The organism is Streptomyces pratensis, from assembly GCF_016804005.1.
GTDB lineage: Bacteria > Actinomycetota > Actinomycetes > Streptomycetales > Streptomycetaceae > Streptomyces > Streptomyces pratensis_A.
In genome coordinates this window covers 5909568-5928935 of the sequence record NZ_CP051486.1, presented here as the reverse complement: position 1 = coordinate 5928935, position 19368 = coordinate 5909568, and the positions used below count along the sequence as shown (strand labels likewise).

The following is a 19368-nucleotide window of genomic DNA, read 5'->3' as shown; positions in this document are numbered from 1 at the left end:
CTACTTGTCGTGTAACCGCGTCAGCGCGCAGCGGAGGCGAGAGATTCCCGGGCGGCTTCCGCCACGTGCGCGGCGGTGAAGCCGAACTCGCGGAAGAGGACCTTGGCGTCCGCGGACGCACCGAAGTGCTCCAGCGAGACGATCCGGCCGGCGTCGCCGACGTAGCGGTGCCAGGTGAGACCGATACCGGCTTCGACGGCGACCCGCGCCTTGACGGACGGCGGCAGAACGCTGTCCTTGTACGCCTGGTCCTGCTCCTCGAACCACTCGACACACGGCATCGAGACCACTCGGGTCGGCACACCGGCCGCCTGGAGCTCGTCGCGGGCCTCGACGGCCAGGTGGACCTCGGAGCCCGTCGCGATCAGGACTGCCTGGGCGTCGCCGCCCTCGGCGTCGAGGAGCACGTAGCCGCCCTTGGCCGCGTTCTCGTTCGCCGGGTAGGTGGGTACACCCTGGCGGGTCAGCGCCAGACCGTGCGGAGCGCTCTTGCCGAAGTCCTTCTTGCCGCGCTTGAGGATCTCGCGCCAGGCGATGGCGGTCTCGTTGGCGTCACCCGGACGGACGACGTTCAGGCCCGGGATGGCGCGCAGCGAGGCCAGGTGCTCGACCGGCTGGTGCGTCGGACCGTCCTCGCCGAGACCGATCGAGTCGTGCGTCCACACGTACGTCACCGGCAGGTGCATCAGCGCGGAGAGCCGGACGGCGTTGCGCATGTAGTCGGAGAACACCAGGAAGGTGCCGCCGTAGATGCGGGTGTTGCCGTGCAGCGCGATGCCGTTCATGGCCGCGGCCATGGAGTGCTCGCGGATGCCGAAGTGGATCGTCCGGCCGTACGGGTCGGCCTCGGGCAGCGGGTTGCCGACCGGGAGGAACGACGACGTCTTGTCGATCGTGGTGTTGTTCGAGCCCGCCAGGTCGGCGGAGCCGCCCCACAGCTCGGGGATGACGGCGCCGAGCGCCTGGAGGACCTTGCCGGAGGCGGCGCGCGTGGCGACCCCGTGGCCGGCCTCGAAGACGGGGAGCTTCTCCTCCCAGCCCGTGGGCAGCTCGCCCGCGGCGATGCGGTCGAAGTCGGCGGCGCGCTCCGGGTTGGCGGTGCGCCACGCGGCGAAGCTCTTCTCCCACTCGGCCTTGGCCTCGCGGCCGCGGTCCAGCGCCTCACGGGTGTGGGAGATGACCTCGTCGGAGACCTCGAAGGTCTTCTCCGGGTCGAAGCCGAGTACGCGCTTCGTGGCCGCGATCTCGTCGTCACCGAGCGCCGAGCCGTGCGCGGCCTCGGTGTTCTGGGCGTTCGGGGCGGGCCAGGCGATGATCGAGCGGGCCGCGATGAACGACGGGCGCTCCGTCTCGGCCTTGGCGGCCTGCAGCGCGCGGAAGAGACCCTCGGGGTCCAGGTCGCCGTCGGGCGACTGGTCCACGCGCTGGACGTGCCAGCCGTAGGACTCGTAGCGCTTCAGGGTGTCCTCGGAGACCGCGGTCTCCGTGTCGCCCTCGATGGAGATGTGGTTGTCGTCCCACAGCAGCACCAGGTTGCCGAGCTTCTGGTGACCGGCCAGCGAGGACGCCTCGGCGGAGATGCCCTCCTGGAGGCAGCCGTCACCGGCGATGACCCAGACGGTGTGGTCGAACGGGGACGTGCCGGGGGCCGCCTGCGGGTCGAAGAGGCCGCGCTCGTAGCGCGAGGCCATGGCCATGCCCACGGCGTTGGCGACACCCTGGCCCAGCGGGCCGGTCGTCGTCTCGACACCGGTGGTGTGGCCGTACTCCGGGTGTCCGGGCGTCTTGGAGCCCCAGGTGCGGAAAGCCTTGAGGTCGTCCAGCTCCAGGCCGTATCCGGCGAGGTAGAGCTGGATGTACAGCGTCAGGCTGGAGTGGCCCGCGGACAGAACGAACCGGTCGCGTCCGGTCCAGTCCGCGTCCGCCGGGTCGTGACGCATCACCTTCTGGAAGAGGGTGTACGCGGCAGGAGCAAGGCTCATCGCCGTACCCGGGTGGCCGTTTCCGACCTTCTGTACGGCGTCCGCGGCGAGGACGCGGACGGTGTCCACGGCCCGCTGGTCCAATTCGGTCCACTGGAGGTCTGTGGTGGTCGGCTTGGTGCTCACCCTGAGTCAGGGCTCCTCTCCACTGTTTGTAAACCGGTGACTGGTTACCGCACCGGGCATTGTCGAGCCTACCCCCGTCACAAGGCGGTACTTCTGCCCTTTCCACAGTGCGGGCGACCTGCGGAGTTCGCCTCCCGTATGAGCGCCGCCGTTCACTTCTGCGCCACCCCAACACGACCCCACCCCCGCGAAGAGCGGCGTATGCCCAACGTCTACAGTGGTCTGGTTCGCGCAAGTCTTTACCGGGCCTTCAAGTCCGGAGCTTGCTGGGATTTCTCTGTCAGGGGTGTGCGTGACGGCCGTCGAGTCCCGACCCGCAGGGGTCGCCTTGACTCCGAGCCCAGGGGGCCATCGCCCGTTCGGGGCCCGCATCAAGGCATTCGTGGCTCTTACCAAGCCGCGCATCATCGAGCTGCTGCTGATCACCACCGTTCCGGTGATGTTCCTCGCCGCTCAGGGCGTGCCCGATCTTTGGCTCGTAGTTACCACCACCATCGGCGGATATCTCTCCGCGGGTGGTGCCAATGCGCTCAACATGTATATCGACCGTGACATCGACGCGCTGATGGACCGCACGTCACAGCGTCCGCTGGTCACCGGCATGGTGAGCCCTCGGGAGTGCCTTGCCTTCGGAATCGCCCTCGGGGTGATTTCCACGGTGTGGTTCGGACTGCTCGTGAACTGGCTCTCCGCGGCTCTCGCGCTGGGCGCACTTCTGTTCTACGTGGTCGTCTACACGATGCTGCTGAAGCGCCGCACCTCGCAGAACATCGTCTGGGGCGGAATCGCCGGGTGCATGCCGGTACTCATCGGCTGGTCCGCCGTGACCAATTCGATGAGCTGGGCCGCGGTCATTCTTTTCGCAGTCATCTTCTTCTGGACGCCGCCGCACTACTGGCCGCTGTCGATGAAGGTCAAGGACGACTACGCCCGGGTCGGCGTCCCGATGCTCCCGGTCGTCGCCTCCAACCGTGTGGTCGCCCGCCAGATCGTGATCTACAGCTGGGTGATGGTCGGCGTCTCCCTCATGCTGACCCCGCTCGGCTACACCGGGTGGTTCTACACCCTGGTGGCGGTGCTGACCGGTGGCTTCTGGCTCTGGGAGGCGCACGGCCTGCAGAACCGGGCGAAGAGCGGCGTCACCGGCGCCAAGCTCAAGGAGATGCGGCTCTTCCACTGGTCCATCACCTATGTCTCGCTCCTCTTCGTCGCCGTCGCGGTGGACCCCTTCCTGAGGTAGTCCCGCACGCACCGGAGCTCCGCCGACGGGCGGGGGACGTGGCCGATGCCACGTCCCCCGCCCGTCGCCAGTCGATCTACCCGTCGGTAGCATCCTGTTCATGGCAGAGACGGCAGAGCCTCAGACCCAGCAGACGGACGACAGCAAGCAGGCGGCCCGCGCGGAGCGCAGGGCCGCGAAGCTCGCCAAGCAGATCGGCGCCTTCGCCAAGGCGCACGGCGGCGCCGAGGGGCAGCTGGCCTACCTCGGCCAGACGGGCACCCGCATCGTGCTGGTCGGCGAGGACGGCGGCTGGGGCGATCTGGTCGCGCCCTCCTACGCCGTCGCCGAGAGCGCCGCGCAGAAGGCGGGCATCACCGTCCACGAGGACTTCGACGGCGAGTTCGCCGCCAAGGTCCGCACCGGCCCGTACGAGTGGTCCCGGATGGCGGGCATCCAGGTCGGCGGCCCGTCCAACGACAACGGCTGAGCCGAGGCCCCCGGGCGGCTCCCCGCCCGGTCACCAGCGCGACGAAGAGCCGCTGCCGCCCGGCCCTCAGGGGCGGGTGACAGCGGCTCTCCGTGTGTTCGGGCAGGCTCAGACGGCCGCGGGCTCCGGCTGCTGCCCGCTCGCCGGAGCGGTTACGCCGGCGTCGCCCACGGGGCGCTCGCGCAGCGACAGCAGCAGGCGCAGGACCGCGATCCACAGGATGGCCGAGCCGAACATGTGGATGCCGACCAGGATCTCGGGCACGTCGCTGAAGTACTGGACGTATCCGATGGCGCCCTGCGCCAGCAGCACGACCAGCAGGTCACGGGCGCGGGCCCGGGTGTCGGCGGGTGCGTCGACGACACGCAGGGCGAACCACATCGCGATGGCCAGGGCGCAGACGACCCAGGCGGCGATCGCGTGGATGTGGGCGGCGGCGCTCCAGTCCCACGGCATGCGCGGCACGTCGCTGCTGTCCCCGGCGTGCTTGCCGGAGCCGGTCACGGTGGTGCCGAGCACGATCAGGACGACCGTGGTGACGACGATTGCCCAGGACAGCTGCCGCACCGGGCGCGGGGCGCGCGGGCGCGGTGCGCCGTCGCCCTCGCCCATCCGCACCCAGGTGATCACGGCCACCGTGAGCAGGCAGTTGGCGAGCAGGAAGTGCCCGGCCACCGACCACGGGTTGAGACCGGCCCAGACGGTGATCCCGCCGATGACGGCGTTGCCGAATACCAGCCAGAACTGCGACCACGCCAGGCGGGTGAGACCGCGCCGGCGGGGCTTCAGGGAGCGCGCCGCGATGATCGCCCAGCCGACCGCGGCCGACAGGACGTAGGTGAGCATCCGGTTGCCGAACTCGATGGCGCCGTGCAGACCCTGCTCGGGAGTGGCGAAGAGGCTGTCGTCGGTGCACTTGGGCCAGGTGTCGCAGCCCAGGCCGGAACCGGTCAGCCGGACCGCGCCGCCGGTGACGATGATGAACACGGTCATCGCGACCGCGGTGAGCGCGGCACGCCTGGCCGTCTTCACCGACGGTGTCCAGCGCTTGGCGATGTAGGAGATGGGTGTTTCCACGCGCACCATCGTAGGCAACGGCTTGTGCATGTTTTCACGAGGGGGTGCCGATCCCGGATGACCTGGGACATCGGCGGTATATGGGGCCCGCCCCACTCGCGCCCGCCCCACTCGCGCCCGCCCCGCTCCCGCCCGCCTCACTCCCAGCGGAAGAACCTCGCCGCCGCGCCCAGCCCCAGCACCGCCCAGACGGCCAGGACCGCCGCGTCACCCCAGGGCATCGCCGCGCCGTGCTGCAGCACGTCCCTGAGCCCGTCGGAGAGCGCCGAGATCGGGAGCAGGCCCAGGACCGACTGCGCCGCGTCCGGGAACTTGTCCAGCGGCACGATGACCCCGCCGCCGACCAGCAGCAGCAGGAAGACCAGGTTGGCCGCGGCCAGCGTGGCCTCGGCCTTGAGCGTGCCGGCCATCAGGAGCCCGAGCCCGGAGAACGCCACGGTGCCCAGCAGGAGGAGCAGCAGCACCGCGAACGGGTTGCCCTCGGGCGACCAGCCCAGCGCGAAGGCGATCACCGTCAGCAGGACGATCTGCAGCACCTCCGTGACCAGCACCGAGAGGGTCTTCGCCGTCATCAGACCCCAGCGGGGCAGGGGTGAGGCACCCAGCCGCTTGAGCACCCCGTAACGCCGTTCGAAACCGGTCGCGATGGCCTGGCCGGTGAAGGCCGTGGACATCACCGCGAGCGCGAGGACGCCGGGCGCGAGGAAGTCGACCGGCTCACCCGTGCCCGTGTCGACGATGTCGACCGCGCTGAACAGCACGAGCAGCAGGGTCGGGATCACCACCGTCAGCAGCAGCTGCTCGCCGTTGCGCAGGAGCATCCGCGTCTCGAGCGCGGCCTGCGCGGCGATCATGCGGGGCAGGGGGGCGGCGCCGGGGCGCGGGGTGTACGTACCGGCGCTCATGCGCGCAGCTCCTTGCCGGTCAGTTCCAGGAAGACGTCCTCGAGGGTGTGCCGCTCCACCGCGATACCGTCGGGCATCACGCCGTGCTGGGCGCACCAGGAGGTGACGGTCGCCAGCAGTTCCGGGTCGATCTGCCCGGTGATGCGGTAGGCGCCGGTGGTCAGCTCGGCGGCCTGGCTGCCGTCGGGCAGCGCCTTCAGCAGCGAGCCGAGGTCCAGACCGGGGCGGCCGGTGAAGCGCAGGGTGTTCTCTGCGCCGCCACGGCACAGCTGTTCCGGGCTGCCCTGGGCGATGACCCGCCCCGCGTCGATGACGGCGACGTCGTCGGCGAGCTCCTCGGCCTCGTCCATGAAGTGGGTGGTGAGCACGACCGACACACCGTCGGTGCGCAGCTCCCGGATCAGGTCCCACGTCGAGCGGCGGGCCTGCGGGTCGAGCCCCGCCGTCGGCTCGTCCAGGAAGACGAGCTCGGGGCGGCCGACGACGGCCATGGCCAGCGCGAGGCGCTGCTGCTGGCCGCCGGAGAGCCGGCGGTAGGTGGTCCGGCCGCAGCTGCCGAGCCCGAGGCGCTCGACGAGCGCGTCGACGTCCAGCGGGTGGGCGTGCAGTTTCGCCATGTGGCGCAGCATCTCGTCGGCGCGTGCGCCGGAGTAGACACCGCCGGACTGCAGCATCACGCCGATACGGGGGCGGAGCGCGGCGGCGTCCGCGACCGGGTCGAGGCCGAGGACGCGCACGGTGCCCCCGTCCGGGCGGCGGTAGCCCTCACAGGTCTCGACGGTCGTGGTCTTGCCGGCGCCGTTGGGGCCGAGGACCGCGGTCACCGCGCCCGCGGCGACCTCCAGGTCGAGGCCGTCGACCGCCGCCTTGGTGCCGTACCGCTTGACAAGGCCCCTGGCCTGTACGACGGGCTCGCTGCTCATGGCGGGCAAGTCTAGGCTGGCAGGTGAGGGGCCCGGCGCGCCGGGTTCCCCCGGCTCCTCGGAGCGATCCCGGAGGCCCGGCCGCCGGCCGGCCCGGAGGGCGCCCACCTGCGGCGGCCTGGTGTGATCGTCTGTTTCCGCAGGTCAACTTAGGTCTACCTAAGTGATGAAGGGCACCGGGCCCGTCCCCGAGGTGGGTTGTCACGTTCGAAGGAATTACGCAACAATGGCGTTGTGAAATACGTTGGCGAGGCTCCTCAGGAGGAACTCGCGACCGGTGAGCGTTCGACGCGCAACCGGGTCGCGCGCTCCATCCTGGACCACGGCCCGTCCACCGCCGCCGATCTCGCGAAGCGCGTCGGCCTGACGCAGGCGGCGGTGCGCCGTCACCTGGACGCGCTCGTCTCCGACGACGTGGTCGAGGCCCGCGAACAGCGGGTGTACGGGGCGCGGACCCGTGGCCGTCCCGCCAAGGTCTTCGCACTCACCGACTGCGGCAGGGACGCGTTCGACCAGTCCTACGACAAGCTCGCCGCCGACGCGCTGCGCTGGATCGCCGACACGGCGGGGGACGAGGCGCTCGTCGCTTTCGCCCGCGCCAGGATGGCCGCCCAGTCGGATTCGTACCGCGCCGTGATCGAGGCCGCGGGCCCCGAGGCGCGCACCGAGGCCTTGGCCAAGGCCTTGTCCGCCGACGGGTACGCTGCTACCGCGCGCAGCGCGCCGGGCCCTCAGCAGGGCGAGCAGCTGTGCCAGCACCACTGCCCGGTCGCGCACGTAGCCGAGCAGTTCCCGCAGCTGTGCGAGGCGGAGACGGAATTCTTCTCCAGCCTGCTCGGGACCCATGTGCAGCGTCTCGCCACCCTCGCCCACGGCGACGGTGTGTGCACGACGTTCGTTCCGCGCAGCAGCCCCACAGCACCACAGACCACTCATTCAGCATCTGCAAGTACGGCCGGGAGGAACCCCGCATGACGCTCCCCACGGAGACTGCCCACCCTGAGCTCGAGGGTCTGGGCACGTACGAATTCGGCTGGGCCGACTCCGACGCGGCAGGCGCGGCGGCGAAGCGCGGCCTGTCCGAAGCTGTCGTCCGCGACATCTCGGAGAAGAAGAACGAACCGGAGTGGATGCTGAAGCTCCGGCTCAAGGGCCTGAAGCTGTTCGGCAAGAAGCCCATGCCGAACTGGGGCTCGGACCTGTCGGGCATCGACTTCGACAACATCAAGTACTTCGTGCGGTCCACGGAGAAGCAGGCGGAGTCCTGGGAGGACCTGCCCGAGGACATCAAGAACACGTACGACAAGCTCGGCATCCCGGAGGCGGAGAAGCAGCGCCTGGTCGCCGGTGTCGCCGCGCAGTACGAGTCCGAGGTGGTCTACCACCAGATCAACGAGGAGCTCGAGGCGCAGGGTGTCATCTTCATGGACACCGACACGGCGCTGAAGGAGCACCCGGAGCTCTTCAAGGAGTACTTCGGCACCGTCATCCCCGTCGGTGACAACAAGTTCGCCTCGCTGAACTCCGCCGTGTGGTCCGGTGGCTCCTTCATCTACGTGCCGAAGGGCGTGCACGTCGAGATCCCGCTCCAGGCCTACTTCCGTATCAACACGGAGAACATGGGCCAGTTCGAGCGGACGCTGATCATCGTCGACGAGGACGCCTACGTCCACTACGTCGAGGGCTGCACCGCGCCGATCTACTCCTCGGACTCACTGCACTCCGCGGTCGTCGAGATCATCGTGAAGAAGGGCGGCCGCTGCCGCTACACGACCATCCAGAACTGGTCGAACAACGTCTACAACCTGGTCACCAAGCGTGCCGTGGCGTACGAGGGCGCGACCATGGAGTGGGTCGACGGCAACATCGGCTCCAAGGTCACCATGAAGTACCCGGCCGTCTACCTGATGGGCGAGCACGCCAAGGGCGAGACCCTGTCCATCGCCTTCGCGGGCGAGGGCCAGCACCAGGACGCCGGCGCCAAGATGGTCCACATGGCACCGAACACCTCCTCCAACATCGTCTCCAAGTCGGTGGCGCGAGGCGGTGGCCGCACCTCCTACCGCGGTCTCATCGAGATCGGCGAGGGTGCGCCGGGCGCCAAGTCCAACGTGCTGTGCGACGCGCTGCTCGTGGACACGATCTCCCGCTCCGACACGTACCCGTACGTCGACGTCCGTGAGGACGACGTGTCGATGGGTCACGAGGCGACCGTCTCCAAGGTCTCCGAGGACCAGCTCTTCTACCTGATGAGCCGCGGCATGACGGAGTTCGAGGCCATGGCGATGATCGTGCGCGGCTTCGTCGAGCCGATCGCCAAGGAGCTGCCCATGGAGTACGCCCTGGAGCTCAACCGGCTGATCGAGCTGCAGATGGAGGGTTCGGTCGGCTAGTACGCCCGCCGACCGCGTCCCGAAGAGTTCTTGACTGAGAAAGCGAGCACTACGACAGCCATGGCTGAGGCTCAGAACATCCCGGCCGGTTCGACGACCGCCGGTTCCATCGCGGTGGCGGCCGAGTCCACCGTCGCCACGCGCATGAGCGCGCCCCCGTCCTTCGACGTCGCGGACTTCCCGGTCCCGCACGGCCGCGAGGAGGAATGGCGGTTCACACCGCTGGAGCGGCTGCGCGGCCTGCACGACGGCACCGCCGTCGCCACCGGTGACGGGGTCAAGGTCGTCGTCGAGGCGCCCTCGGGCGTCACGGTCGAGACCGTCGGCCGCGACGACGCGCGGCTCGGCAGGGCGGGCACCCCGGTGGACCGGGTCGCCGCCCAGGCGTACTCGTCCTTCCAGCAGGCCTCGGTCGTCACGGTCGCCAAGGAGGCCGTGCTCGCCGAGCCGGTCCGGATCACCGTGCACGGCGAGGGCGGTGTGGCCTACGGCCACCAGGTCATCGAGCTGGAAGCCTTCGCCGAGGCCGTCGTCGTCATCGACCACACCGGTGACGCCGTGCTCGCGGCCAACGTCGACTACGTCCTGGGTGACGGTGCGAAGCTCACCGTCGTCTCCGTCCAGGACTGGGACGACACGGCCGTCCACGTCGGCCAGCACAACGCGCTGGTCGGCCGCGACGCGACCTTCAAGTCGATCATCGTGACCTTCGGCGGGGACCTCGTCCGTCTCCACCCCCGGGTCTCCTACGCCGCCCCCGGCGGTGAGGCGGAGCTCTTCGGCCTGTACTTCACCGACAAGGGCCAGCACCAGGAGCACCGCCTCCTGGTCGACCACAACACCCCGCACTGCAAGTCCAACGCGGTGTACAAGGGTGCGCTCCAGGGCGACGACGCCCACGCCGTATGGATCGGTGACGTGCTCATCCAGGCCGCCGCCGAAGGTACCGACACCTACGAGATGAACCGCAACCTGGTTCTCACCGACGGTGCCCGTGTCGACTCCGTACCGAACCTGGAGATCGAGACCGGCGAGATCGTCGGCGCCGGCCACGCCTCGGCGACCGGCCGTTTCGACGACGAGCAGCTGTTCTACCTGCAGTCCCGCGGCATCCCCGCCGAGGAGGCCCGCCGTCTCGTCGTGCGCGGCTTCTTCGCCGAGCTGGTCCAGCAGATCGGCCTGCCGGACGTCGAGGACAGGCTCCTCGACAAGATCGAGGCCGAGCTGAAGGCGTCGGTCTGAGATGGCCTTCGTCAAAGCCTGTGCGCTGAGTGAGCTGGAGGACGACACCCCCAAGAGGGTGGAGCTCGACGGCACTCCGGTATCCGTCGTCCGCACCGAGGGCGAGGTGTTCGCGATCAACGACATCTGCTCGCACGCGAACGTCTCGCTGTCGGAGGGCGAGGTGGAGGACTGCGCGATCGAGTGCTGGCTGCACGGATCGAGCTTCGACCTCCGCACCGGCAAGCCGTCCGGTCTTCCCGCGACGCGCCCCGTCCCCGTATACCCCGTAAAGATCGAAGGGGACGATGTGCTCGTCTCCGTCACCCAGGAGTCCTGAGTCACCCATGGCAACGCTTGAAATCCGCGACCTGCACGTTTCCGTCGAGGCCGACAACGCCACGAAGGAGATCCTCAAGGGCGTCGACCTGACCGTGAAGCAGGGCGAGACGCACGCCATCATGGGCCCGAACGGGTCCGGCAAGTCCACCCTCGCGTACTCGCTCGCGGGTCACCCCAAGTACACGATCACGAGTGGCACGGTGACCCTGGACGGCGAGGACGTCCTGGAGATGTCCGTCGACGAGCGGGCCCGCGCCGGCCTGTTCCTCGCCATGCAGTACCCGGTCGAGATCCCCGGTGTCTCGGTCTCCAACTTCCTGCGCACCTCCGCCACCGCCGTCCGCGGTGAGGCCCCCAAGCTGCGGACGTGGGTGAAGGAGGTCAAGGAGACGATGGCCGGGCTCCAGATGGACCCCTCGTTCGCCGAGCGCAACGTCAACGAGGGCTTCTCCGGTGGTGAGAAGAAGCGCCACGAGATCCTCCAGCTGGAGCTCCTCAAGCCGAAGGTCGCCATTCTCGACGAGACCGACTCCGGCCTGGACGTCGACGCCCTGCGCGTCGTCTCCGAGGGCGTCAACCGGGTCCGTGACAGCGGCGAGGTCGGCACCCTGCTGATCACGCACTACACGCGGATCCTCCGCTACATCAAGCCCGACTTCGTGCATGTCTTCGCCAACGGCCGGATCGCCGAGTCCGGTGGCGCCGAGCTCGCCGACAAGCTGGAGAACGAGGGCTACGAGGCCTACACGAAGGGTGGCCCCGTGAGCGGAGCGAACTCAGGAGGTACGGTCGCGTGACTGACGCCCGACAGGGGCTCTCCGGCCTCCTCGACACCGAGGCGATCCGCAAGGACTTCCCGATCCTGGACCGCACGGTCCACGACGGCAAGAAGATCGTTTACCTGGACAGCGCGGCGACCTCGCAGAAGCCGCGTCAGGTGCTCGACGCTCTCAGCGAGTACTACGAGCGGCACAACGCCAACGTGCACCGCGGTGTGTACACGATCGCGGAAGAGGCCACCGCGCTGTACGAAGGCGCTCGCGACAAGGTCGCGGCCTTCATCAACGCACCCAGCCGCAACGAGGTGATCTTCACCAAGAACGCCTCGGAGTCGCTCAACCTCGTCGCCAACATGCTCGGCTGGGCGGATGAGCCCTACCGGGTCGACAGTGACACCGAGATCGTCACCACGGAGATGGAGCACCACTCCAACATCGTGCCGTGGCAGCTGCTCTCGCAGCGCACCGGTGCGAAGCTGAAGTGGTTCGGCATCACGGACGACGGCCGGCTCGACCTGTCGAACATCGAAGAGATCATCACGGAGAAGACGAAGATCGTCTCCTTCACCCTGGTCTCCAACATCATGGGCACGATCAACCCGGTGGAGAAGATCATCCGCCGGGCCCAGCAGGTCGGCGCGCTGGTCTGCATCGACGCCTCGCAGGCGGCCCCGCACATGGTGCTGGACGTGCAGGCGCTGCAGGCCGACTTCGTGGCCTTCACCGGTCACAAGATGGTCGGCCCGACGGGCATCGGTGTGCTCTGGGGCCGGCAGGAGCTCCTCGAGGACCTGCCGCCGTTCCTCGGCGGCGGCGAGATGATCGAGACCGTGTCGATGCACTCGTCGACGTACGCCCCCGCTCCGCACAAGTTCGAGGCGGGCACGCCCCCGATCGCTCAGGCCGTAGGCCTCGGCGCGGCCGTGGACTACCTCTCCGCGATCGGCATGGAGAACATCCACCGCCATGAGCAGGCCATCACCGAGTACGCGGTGAAGCGGCTCCTGGAGGTCCCCGACCTCCGGATCATCGGTCCGGCGACGGCCGAGGACCGCGGTGCGACGATCTCCTTCACCCTCGGGGACATCCACCCCCACGACGTGGGCCAGGTGCTCGACGAGCAGGGCATCGCCGTCCGGGTCGGACACCACTGCGCACGACCGGTCTGCCTGCGGTACGGAATTCCTGCGACGACGCGAGCGTCGTTCTACCTGTACTCCACGCCCGCCGAGGTCGACGCCCTGGTGGACGGCCTGGAGCACGTGCGGAACTTTTTCGGTTAGACGGCAGAGGGTTGACTGGTGAAGCTTGATTCCATGTACCAGGAAGTGATCCTGGACCACTACAAGCACCCCCACGGGCGTGGCCTGCGGGACGGCGACGCCGAGGTGCACCACGTCAACCCGACGTGCGGCGACGAGATCACGCTCCGCGTGAAATACGACGGCGAGACCATCGCCGACGTCAGTTACGAGGGCCAGGGCTGCTCCATCAGCCAGGCCAGCGCCTCCGTGCTCAACGACCTGCTCGTCGGCAAGGAGCTCGGTGACGCGCAGAAGATCCAGGAGACCTTCCTGGAACTGATGCAGTCCAAGGGACAGCTGGAGCCGGACGAAGCGATGGAGGAGATCCTGGAGGACGCGGTCGCGTTCGCCGGAGTCTCCAAGTACCCGGCCCGGGTCAAGTGCGCGCTGCTGAGCTGGATGGCGTGGAAAGACGCGACGGCGCAGGCGCTGTCCGAAGGGAAGACGGCATGAGCGAGAACGAGACCCTCACCACCAAGCCGGCCTCCGAGGAGGAGGTCCGCGAGGCGCTGTACGACGTGGTCGACCCCGAGCTGGGTATCGACGTCGTCAACCTGGGCCTGATCTACGGTATCCACGTCGACGACGCGAACATCGCGACACTCGACATGACGCTGACGTCCGCGGCCTGTCCGCTGACCGACGTCATCGAGGACCAGGCGAAGTCCGCCACCGACGGCATCGTCAGCGAGCTGCGGATCAACTGGGTCTGGATGCCGCCGTGGGGCCCGGACAAGATCACCGACGACGGCCGTGAGCAGCTTCGGGCGCTCGGCTTCAACGTCTGATCAACCCGTGTGCATGACGGCCCCCGGCACCCGCCGGGGGCCGTTTCGCGTGCCCGGGCCGCCGTGGGCGACGAGTGCTCCCGCGGAGGGGTTGCCGGCGGACCGGGAGACGGCGCCGGTGCCGTGGACACGCGAGCCGTCCGGACGTGAACCGTGGGTATCCGGCCCCGCCCCCGAGCGGGAGAGCACCTTCGTGCCGACTCTGCCGGCGGCCTGCCGGCAAGGGCGGGCCGAGCGCCTTCCCGTGGCGGACTCCGTGGCCGTGACCGGCCGGTTGCGACAGGGCACCCCGTGACGGCCGAGGCCTCCGGGCGCCGACAGCGGGGAACTCGGCGCGGCACCGGGGTGCGGCCGGGCGGACCGTCTCCGGTCGGCCCGTAACGAGTTGACGTCATGGACTGTCCGACGTGGGGCGGACGCCCGGACTCTGCCCATGGGGAGAAGATCAGAGGTCCGGGCAGGCACGGCGGGCGGTTGCCTGTTCAACGGGTGCTTGACGCTGTGCGGCCTGGCGCTCGTGATCTTCGTCGGCCTGTGGATCCTGTTGGCCACGCAGCCCGGGCGGGACGAGGACGCGGCGCGGACGGATCTCCGGGAGAACGTCGAAAGGCACCGGGGGCAGCTGGCCGCGGCCGGCGCCGACGGCGCTGTGACGGATGCGGAGATCGACCGGCTGTTCCGCCCCGTGATGGGGGTGGACGGGGCGGTCGACGTCGTACGGCGGGGTGAGGCCGTCACCGTCGTCGCGCAGTTGCAGGGGCTCGGGCCGCCTCGGACCTTCATCTTCGTGAACAGCGTGGTCGTCCGTGGCTGCCGTGCCTTCGACGTGGGTCCTCCCTCGGGCGGCACCCCGCGCGTCTCCGTGCGTGAACTCCCCGATGAGCGATGCGCGGCCGCCACGGCCCGGAGCCGGCCGAGCGGAACGGCCCGGTGGCGGCCCGGCGTCGGGGCGAGACCCGGCGCGTCACCCCGGGCGGGGTGACGCGCCGTCGGGTGGGTCGACCCCAGGCACTGTGGGGCGCCGTTCCGGACGGAGCCGACGGCGGGGGACCGGACCAGGGCCGCCGCTGTGCCCCCGGCCGGGGGGTCACGACGACGGCCCCGGTCCGGATCGCCCGGTGGTCACGGGGGGTTCACCACTGCGGTGCGCCGCCACCGTACGGCGGCGGCGTGTAGGGGCCCTGGGCGGGGACCCCGGCGGCCTCGGCCAGTACCGGGCCCAGGTTCTCCGTGCGGATCCGCCGGTCGACGTAGAGCAGGCCGGTCACCAGCTGCGGGAACGTCGTGGAGATGATCTGACTTGCCGTCGCCCCCAGCAGGGTCGCGACCAGATAGCCGCTCATGGCCACCACCACCGCCGTGGCGCTCGGGTCGTCCTCCAGCGACGCGCCCCCGATCATGCTGGGGAACAGGCCCATGAACGAGAACGGAATCTGGACGACGTAGCCCGCCACGGCCGCCATCAGCCCGGCCAGCAGTGTGATGCCGAAGATCCGCCACCAGTCGCCGCGCACCAGCTGGGACGAGCGGCGCAGCGCCGCGACGGGGCCCTGGCCTTCGAAGACCACGGCCGCCGGGGCCAGGCAGACCTTTATCCAGAGCCAGACCGCCAACGGCCCGGTGACCAGGGCGCCGACGACGCCCAGCGTGATGGCGGTGGCGGCCCCGCCACCGCTGTCCATGGTGACGATGCTGATGATCGCCCCCGTGAAGGCCGCCATGACGAGCAGTACGGGCACGATCGCGAACAGGGCGGTGAGGATCAGCGCGCCGATCACCGGGACGACGCGGGCCCAGGCCTTGCGCCACACCGCCGCGAAGGTGACGGACCTTCCCAGGACCGCCTCCTGCAGCACGGCCGGCACCGCCGCGTACATCAGGCCGGAGACGATCGCCATGGTGGCGATGCCCAGCAGGGCGAGGAGACAGCCCGCGGTCACGAGCGGAACGACGTCGGCGGACGACGCCGCCTCGTCGTAGTCGAGGGCGACCACCCGTTCCAGGTGGTCGGAGACGGCGGAGTAGGCGACGGCCACGGCCGCGCCCATCAGGAGCGTCGCCCCGCCGTAGAGGACGGCGGCCATGCCGAACAACTGCTTCCAGTACCGGCCCATCGTCGAGAACGCCCCGCCCAGCACGTCCCCCAGCCTCAGCGGGGCGAGCGGTATCACCCCTGGCTTCGGAGGCGGCACCCAGCCACCCCATCCCGGCGGCCCCCCATAGGGACTTCCGCCGTACGGCGCGCCCCCGTAGGCGCCCCCGCCCCACCCTGCGTCCTGCGCCACCACTGCTCCGTTTGTTCGTGTCGTCCGGTTGTCATCCGGTCGTATCGGTCCGGACACCGTAGCGTCCCCGGTGGGCGTCGAGACCCGTCCTGGCCTGCCATCGACGGGCACGGACGCGTTATGTACGTCCGTACGCAACGTTGTGTACGCTTGTACGCATGGGATACGGGATGCTGGCCGCGGCCATCGCGGCGGAGGTGGCCGGGACGACGGCCATGAAGTACAGCGAGGGGTTCACCCGGCTCTGGCCCTCGCTCATCACGGTCGTGGGCTATGTGCTGGCCTTCGTACTGCTGGCCCAGACCCTCAAGACGCTGTCGATCGGCACCGCCTATGCCATCTGGGCGGGGGCGGGCACCGCGGCCGTCGCCGCCATCGGCATCCTCTGGATGGGTGAGTCCGCGGGCCTGGCCAAGCTGGCCGGCATCGCGCTGATCATCGCGGGGGTCGTCGTCCTCAACCTCGGAGGAGCCCACTGATGGTCCGGCGGTACGACCCCGAGCGACGCGAGCGCATCATCGACGCGGCCATCCGCGTCGTCGCCGACCAGGGCATCGGAGGGCTCAGCCACCGCACCGTGGCCGCCGAGGCCGATGTGCCGCTCGGCTCGACGACTTATCACTTCGCCTCGCTCGACGAACTGCTGGTCGCCGCCCTGCGCCGGTGCAACGAGAGCTTCGCCCGGACGGTGCGGGAGAGCGCTTGTTTCTCCGATCCCACGGTCCCGCTCGCCGACGGGCTGACCCGGCTGATGGGGGCGTGGTTCGCGGAAGGGCGGCGCGGGCCTCTGGCGTTGGAGTACGAGCTGTACCTCGCGGCCCTGCGGCGGCCCGCCCTGCGGCCGGTCGCCGCCGAGTGGGCCGACGCCCTGGCCGTACTGATCGCCGACCGCACCGACCGGTCCACCGCACGGGCGCTCACGGCCCTGCTGGACGGGATCAGCCTCCAGGTGCTGCTCACCGGGGGTGAGTTCGACCCGGAGTACACCAGGGAGATGCTGGCCAGGGTCGCGGACGGGGCCGGCCGCTGAGGCGGTTCACTCGGCGGACCGGCGGACGGCCGCGTGCGCGGTCCGCACGCACGCCTCGCAGTCCGTGACCGGGGGCAGGGCTTCGGCGACCGTCCGGCCCCGGCCCGCCACCGGTGTCGGCCGCTTCGGCCGGGTGGCGCCGGCCGCGCGGAACGTCGGCAGCCGCTGTGCCGCCGTCAGTGCCGGCCCGACGTCGAAGAGCAGCGGGAAGCGCACCCCCTCCTTCTCGGCGAGCACCTCCTGCTCGTGCGGGCGTCGGGCGGACACGCCGTGCACGGTCGCACCCGCCGCCGGCGGGGCGGTACTCGCGGCGCGGAGGCTCCGCTCCGGCGGCCGGGCGGCCGCGAAGGACCGGGTGGTGTCCACCCGCGCGCGCGGACCGCCGTGGTGGACGGACATCCCCGGCCGACGGGTGTGACCCTTCCAGGAGCCGGACACGCTCCGGCACCTGAGACCGGTTCGCCCACGCGGGGCTCGGACGGTTAGGTTTCTGTCCATGACCGACACGACTTCCCAGGGCTCCGCCCGCACCACCGGCGCCGTCGCCGCCGGCCTCGCCACCATCGCCGGTGACGGCACCGTCCTCGACACCTGGTTCCCCGCCCCCGAGCTCGCCGCCGAGCCCGGGCCGGCCGGCACGCAGCGCCTGAGTCCCGAAGAGGCGGTGAACCGTCTCGGTGAGGGCGCGGCCAGGGCCATCGGTGTGGACGCACGCCGCGGCGTGGAGGTCGTCGCCGTGTCCACGGTCATCTCCTCGCTCGACGACAAGCCGCTCGACGCGCACGACACCTACCTTCGGCTGCACCTGCTCTCGCACCGTCTCGTCCAGCCCCACGGGCAGAACCTCGACGGCATCTTCGGCTTCCTCGCCAACGTCGCCTGGACGTCGCTTGGCCCGGTGGCCGTCGACGACCTGGAGAAGGTGCGGCTCAACGCCCGCGCCGAAGGCCTGCACCTCCAGGTCACCTCGGTGGACAAGTTCCCCCGGATGACGGACTACGTCGCGCCCAAGGGCGTACGGATCGCCGACGCCGACCGGGTCCGGCTCGGGGCGCACCTGGCCTCGGGTACCACCGTGATGCACGAGGGCTTCGTCAACTTCAACGCGGGCACCCTCGGCACCTCCATGGTCGAGGGCCGCATCTCCGCGGGCGTCGTCATCGGTGACGGCTCCGACATCGGCGGCGGCGCGTCCACCATGGGCACTCTGTCCGGCGGCGGCAAGGAGCGGATCTCCATCGGGCAGCGCTGCCTGATCGGTGCCGAGGCCGGAATCGGGATCGCGCTCGGCGACGAGTGCGTGGTCGAGGCCGGGCTGTACGTCACGGCCGGCACCCGGGTCACCATGCCGGACGGCCAGGTCGTCAAGGCGCGCGAGCTGTCCGGCGCCTCGAACATCCTCTTCCGCCGCAACTCGGTCACCGGTGCCGTCGAGGCCCGCCCGAACAACGCGGTGTGGGACGGGCTCAACGACATCCTGCACAGCAACGACTAGTCGGCGGCGAGGAGTTCCTCGTACACCGCACGCAGCCCGTCGGTCGCCTCGCGGCCGGCGGGCTGCAGCGGTTCACGGACCGGACCCGCGTCCAGAAGCGCCTTCGCCGTGACCGTGCCGGGCAGGCCGGCGGCCATCATGGCCTCGATCAGCGGGGTGGTGAGCCCGTTGAGACGGGCAGCCTCCGCGGTGTCGCCGACGTCGAACGCGTCCAGCACGGCCCGCATCTGACGCGGAGCCGAGTTGGCCACCGTACTGACGTAGCCGGCCCCGCCGAGCGCGTAGAGCGGGAGGTTCAGCTCCTCGCAGCCCGAGTAGTACGCCAGCGAGGTCCGCGCCATCACCTTGGCCGCCGCCAGCAGGTCGTACGAGCAGTCCTTGACGGCGAGGACGCGCGGGTGTTCCGCCAGACGCAGCAACGTCGCCGGTTCGATCCTCGTGCCGGTGCGGCCCGGGATGTCGTACAGCATCAGCCCGATGCCCGTCGCCTCCGCGACCCGGAGGAAGTGTGCCTCCACCGCTGCCTGCGGCGGACGGCTGTAGTACGGGGTCACCACCAGCAGCCCGTCGGCCCCCGCCGCCTCGGCCTCCCGCGCGAGCCGGACCGTGTGCCGGGTGTCGGCACTGCCCACTCCCGCGACGAGCGGGACCGTGTCGCCGACCGCCTCCCGGACGGCCCGCAGCAGCGCGGTCTTCTCCTCGTCGGTGGTCGTCGGTGACTCGCCTGTGGTGCCGCTGAGCACGAGGCCGTCGCAGCCGTCCGCGACGAGACCGGCGGCGTGACGGCGGGCGGCGTCGAGGTCCAGCTCACCCGCGGCGGTGAACGGCGTGATCATGGCGCAGAGGGCGCGGCCGAACGGCCTGGCAGTGTGGGATGTCATCTCCGCAGTCTCGGCGCCCGGCCCGTGCGGGTCCACTTAGATCTGCTTGGGTCGACGTGCAAGAGACGCTGAACGGTGGGAGGCGGTCTGACATGATCGAACGAATCGGCGGCGGACCGTTCCAGGGG

Annotated in this window: 20 protein-coding genes and 1 pseudogene; 14 read left to right on the top strand and 7 right to left on the bottom strand. The window is 70.1% G+C overall.

Annotated features, from left to right (window positions below; all coding sequences use genetic code 11):
• Positions 1–20: 20 nt before the first annotated feature.
• Positions 21–2108, bottom strand: coding sequence for a transketolase (tkt, locus tag HED23_RS24485; protein WP_203185540.1), 2088 nt, complete (start codon positions 2106–2108; stop codon positions 21–23).
• A gap of 286 nt (positions 2109–2394) precedes the next feature.
• Between tkt and HED23_RS24480 the strand changes: the two genes are divergently transcribed.
• Both HED23_RS24480 and HED23_RS24475 read left to right on the top strand, forming a co-directional pair.
• On the top strand, positions 2395–3348 hold the full coding sequence (locus tag HED23_RS24480) for a heme o synthase (RefSeq protein ID WP_203185539.1): 954 nt from the start codon (positions 2395–2397) through the stop codon (positions 3346–3348).
• 100 nt (positions 3349–3448) lie between these two features.
• Positions 3449–3817 (top strand): hypothetical protein, encoded by a 369-nt coding sequence (locus HED23_RS24475; protein ID WP_203185538.1) that lies wholly within the window; start codon positions 3449–3451, stop codon positions 3815–3817.
• 108 nt (positions 3818–3925) lie between these two features.
• On the opposite strand, the gene HED23_RS24470 is transcribed toward HED23_RS24475, so the two are convergent.
• The 3 genes from HED23_RS24470 to HED23_RS24460 form a co-directional block, all read right to left on the bottom strand.
• Entirely contained in the window at positions 3926–4903 is a 978-nt protein-coding gene (locus HED23_RS24470) for a COX15/CtaA family protein (protein WP_203185537.1), read from the bottom strand.
• Between the two features lie 128 nt (positions 4904–5031).
• A complete protein-coding gene (locus HED23_RS24465; protein ID WP_203185536.1) occupies positions 5032–5799 on the bottom strand; it encodes an ABC transporter permease in 768 nt (255 codons plus the stop codon).
• The gene (locus HED23_RS24460; protein WP_203185535.1) at positions 5796–6722 is read right to left on the bottom strand and encodes an ABC transporter ATP-binding protein; all 927 of its coding nucleotides are present in this window, start codon (positions 6720–6722) and stop codon (positions 5796–5798) included. The genes HED23_RS24465 and HED23_RS24460 overlap by 4 nt, the downstream gene beginning before the upstream one ends.
• Positions 6723–6956: 234 nt before the next feature.
• Here HED23_RS24460 and HED23_RS24455 point away from each other — a divergent pair, with 234 nt between their 5' ends.
• The 9 genes from HED23_RS24455 (at position 6957) to HED23_RS24415 (ending at position 14531) form a co-directional block, all read left to right on the top strand.
• Entirely contained in the window at positions 6957–7697 is a 741-nt protein-coding gene (locus HED23_RS24455; RefSeq protein WP_203185534.1) for a helix-turn-helix transcriptional regulator, read from the top strand.
• Entirely contained in the window at positions 7694–9115 is a 1422-nt protein-coding gene (gene sufB / locus HED23_RS24450; RefSeq protein ID WP_033303094.1) for a Fe-S cluster assembly protein SufB, read from the top strand. The genes HED23_RS24455 and sufB overlap by 4 nt, the downstream gene beginning before the upstream one ends.
• Before the next feature lie 60 nt (positions 9116–9175).
• Complete coding sequence (gene sufD, locus HED23_RS24445; protein WP_203185533.1) at positions 9176–10357, top strand: Fe-S cluster assembly protein SufD; 1182 nt, start codon at positions 9176–9178, stop codon at positions 10355–10357.
• Position 10358: 1 nt separating this feature from the next.
• Positions 10359–10676, top strand: coding sequence for a bifunctional 3-phenylpropionate/cinnamic acid dioxygenase ferredoxin subunit (locus tag HED23_RS24440; RefSeq protein ID WP_014156911.1), 318 nt, complete (start codon positions 10359–10361; stop codon positions 10674–10676).
• Positions 10677–10683: 7 nt separating this feature from the next.
• Positions 10684–11475: a Fe-S cluster assembly ATPase SufC gene (gene sufC / locus HED23_RS24435; RefSeq protein ID WP_203185532.1), complete on the top strand. Its 792-nt coding sequence runs from the start codon at positions 10684–10686 to the stop codon at positions 11473–11475.
• Positions 11472–12740, top strand: a complete 1269-nt coding sequence (locus HED23_RS24430; protein WP_203185531.1) for a cysteine desulfurase — start codon at positions 11472–11474, stop codon at positions 12738–12740. The genes sufC and HED23_RS24430 overlap by 4 nt, the downstream gene beginning before the upstream one ends.
• 18 nt (positions 12741–12758) lie before the next feature.
• Positions 12759–13214: a Fe-S cluster assembly sulfur transfer protein SufU gene (gene sufU / locus HED23_RS24425; RefSeq protein WP_203185530.1), complete on the top strand. Its 456-nt coding sequence runs from the start codon at positions 12759–12761 to the stop codon at positions 13212–13214.
• Positions 13211–13549 carry a metal-sulfur cluster assembly factor gene (locus HED23_RS24420; RefSeq protein WP_014045248.1) on the top strand — a complete coding sequence of 113 codons (339 nt, stop codon included), beginning with the start codon at positions 13211–13213 and terminating at the stop codon, positions 13547–13549. Before sufU ends, HED23_RS24420 begins: the two co-directional genes overlap by 4 nt.
• Positions 13550–14042: 493 nt before the next feature.
• Positions 14043–14531, top strand: a complete 489-nt coding sequence (locus tag HED23_RS24415) for a hypothetical protein (protein WP_203185529.1) — start codon at positions 14043–14045, stop codon at positions 14529–14531.
• A gap of 151 nt (positions 14532–14682) precedes the next feature.
• Here HED23_RS24415 and HED23_RS24410 read toward each other — a convergent pair whose 3' ends face one another.
• On the bottom strand, positions 14683–15741 hold the full coding sequence (locus HED23_RS24410) for a hypothetical protein (protein ID WP_238442091.1): 1059 nt from the start codon (positions 15739–15741) through the stop codon (positions 14683–14685).
• Positions 15742–15923: 182 nt separating this feature from the next.
• On the opposite strand from HED23_RS24410, the gene HED23_RS24405 reads away from it, so the two are divergent.
• Positions 15924–16313 (top strand): DMT family transporter, encoded by a 390-nt coding sequence (locus HED23_RS24405; protein ID WP_274383057.1) that lies wholly within the window; start codon positions 15924–15926, stop codon positions 16311–16313.
• The gene (locus HED23_RS24400; RefSeq protein ID WP_203185526.1) at positions 16313–16864 is read left to right on the top strand and encodes a TetR/AcrR family transcriptional regulator; all 552 of its coding nucleotides are present in this window, start codon (positions 16313–16315) and stop codon (positions 16862–16864) included. Before HED23_RS24405 ends, HED23_RS24400 begins: the two co-directional genes overlap by 1 nt.
• 6 nt (positions 16865–16870) lie before the next feature.
• Here HED23_RS24400 and HED23_RS24395 read toward each other — a convergent pair.
• Positions 16871–17155 (bottom strand): annotated as a pseudogene (locus tag HED23_RS24395) (HxlR family transcriptional regulator); the annotation flags it as partial.
• Positions 17156–17360: 205 nt separating this feature from the next.
• Between HED23_RS24395 and dapD the strand changes: the two are divergent.
• Complete coding sequence (dapD, locus tag HED23_RS24390) at positions 17361–18359, top strand: 2,3,4,5-tetrahydropyridine-2,6-dicarboxylate N-succinyltransferase (protein ID WP_203185524.1); 999 nt, start codon at positions 17361–17363, stop codon at positions 18357–18359.
• Here dapD and dapA read toward each other — a convergent pair.
• A complete protein-coding gene (dapA, locus tag HED23_RS24385) occupies positions 18356–19240 on the bottom strand; it encodes a 4-hydroxy-tetrahydrodipicolinate synthase (RefSeq protein ID WP_203185523.1) in 885 nt (294 codons plus the stop codon). The genes dapD and dapA overlap by 4 nt on opposite strands.
• Between the last annotated feature and the right edge of the window lie 128 nt (positions 19241–19368).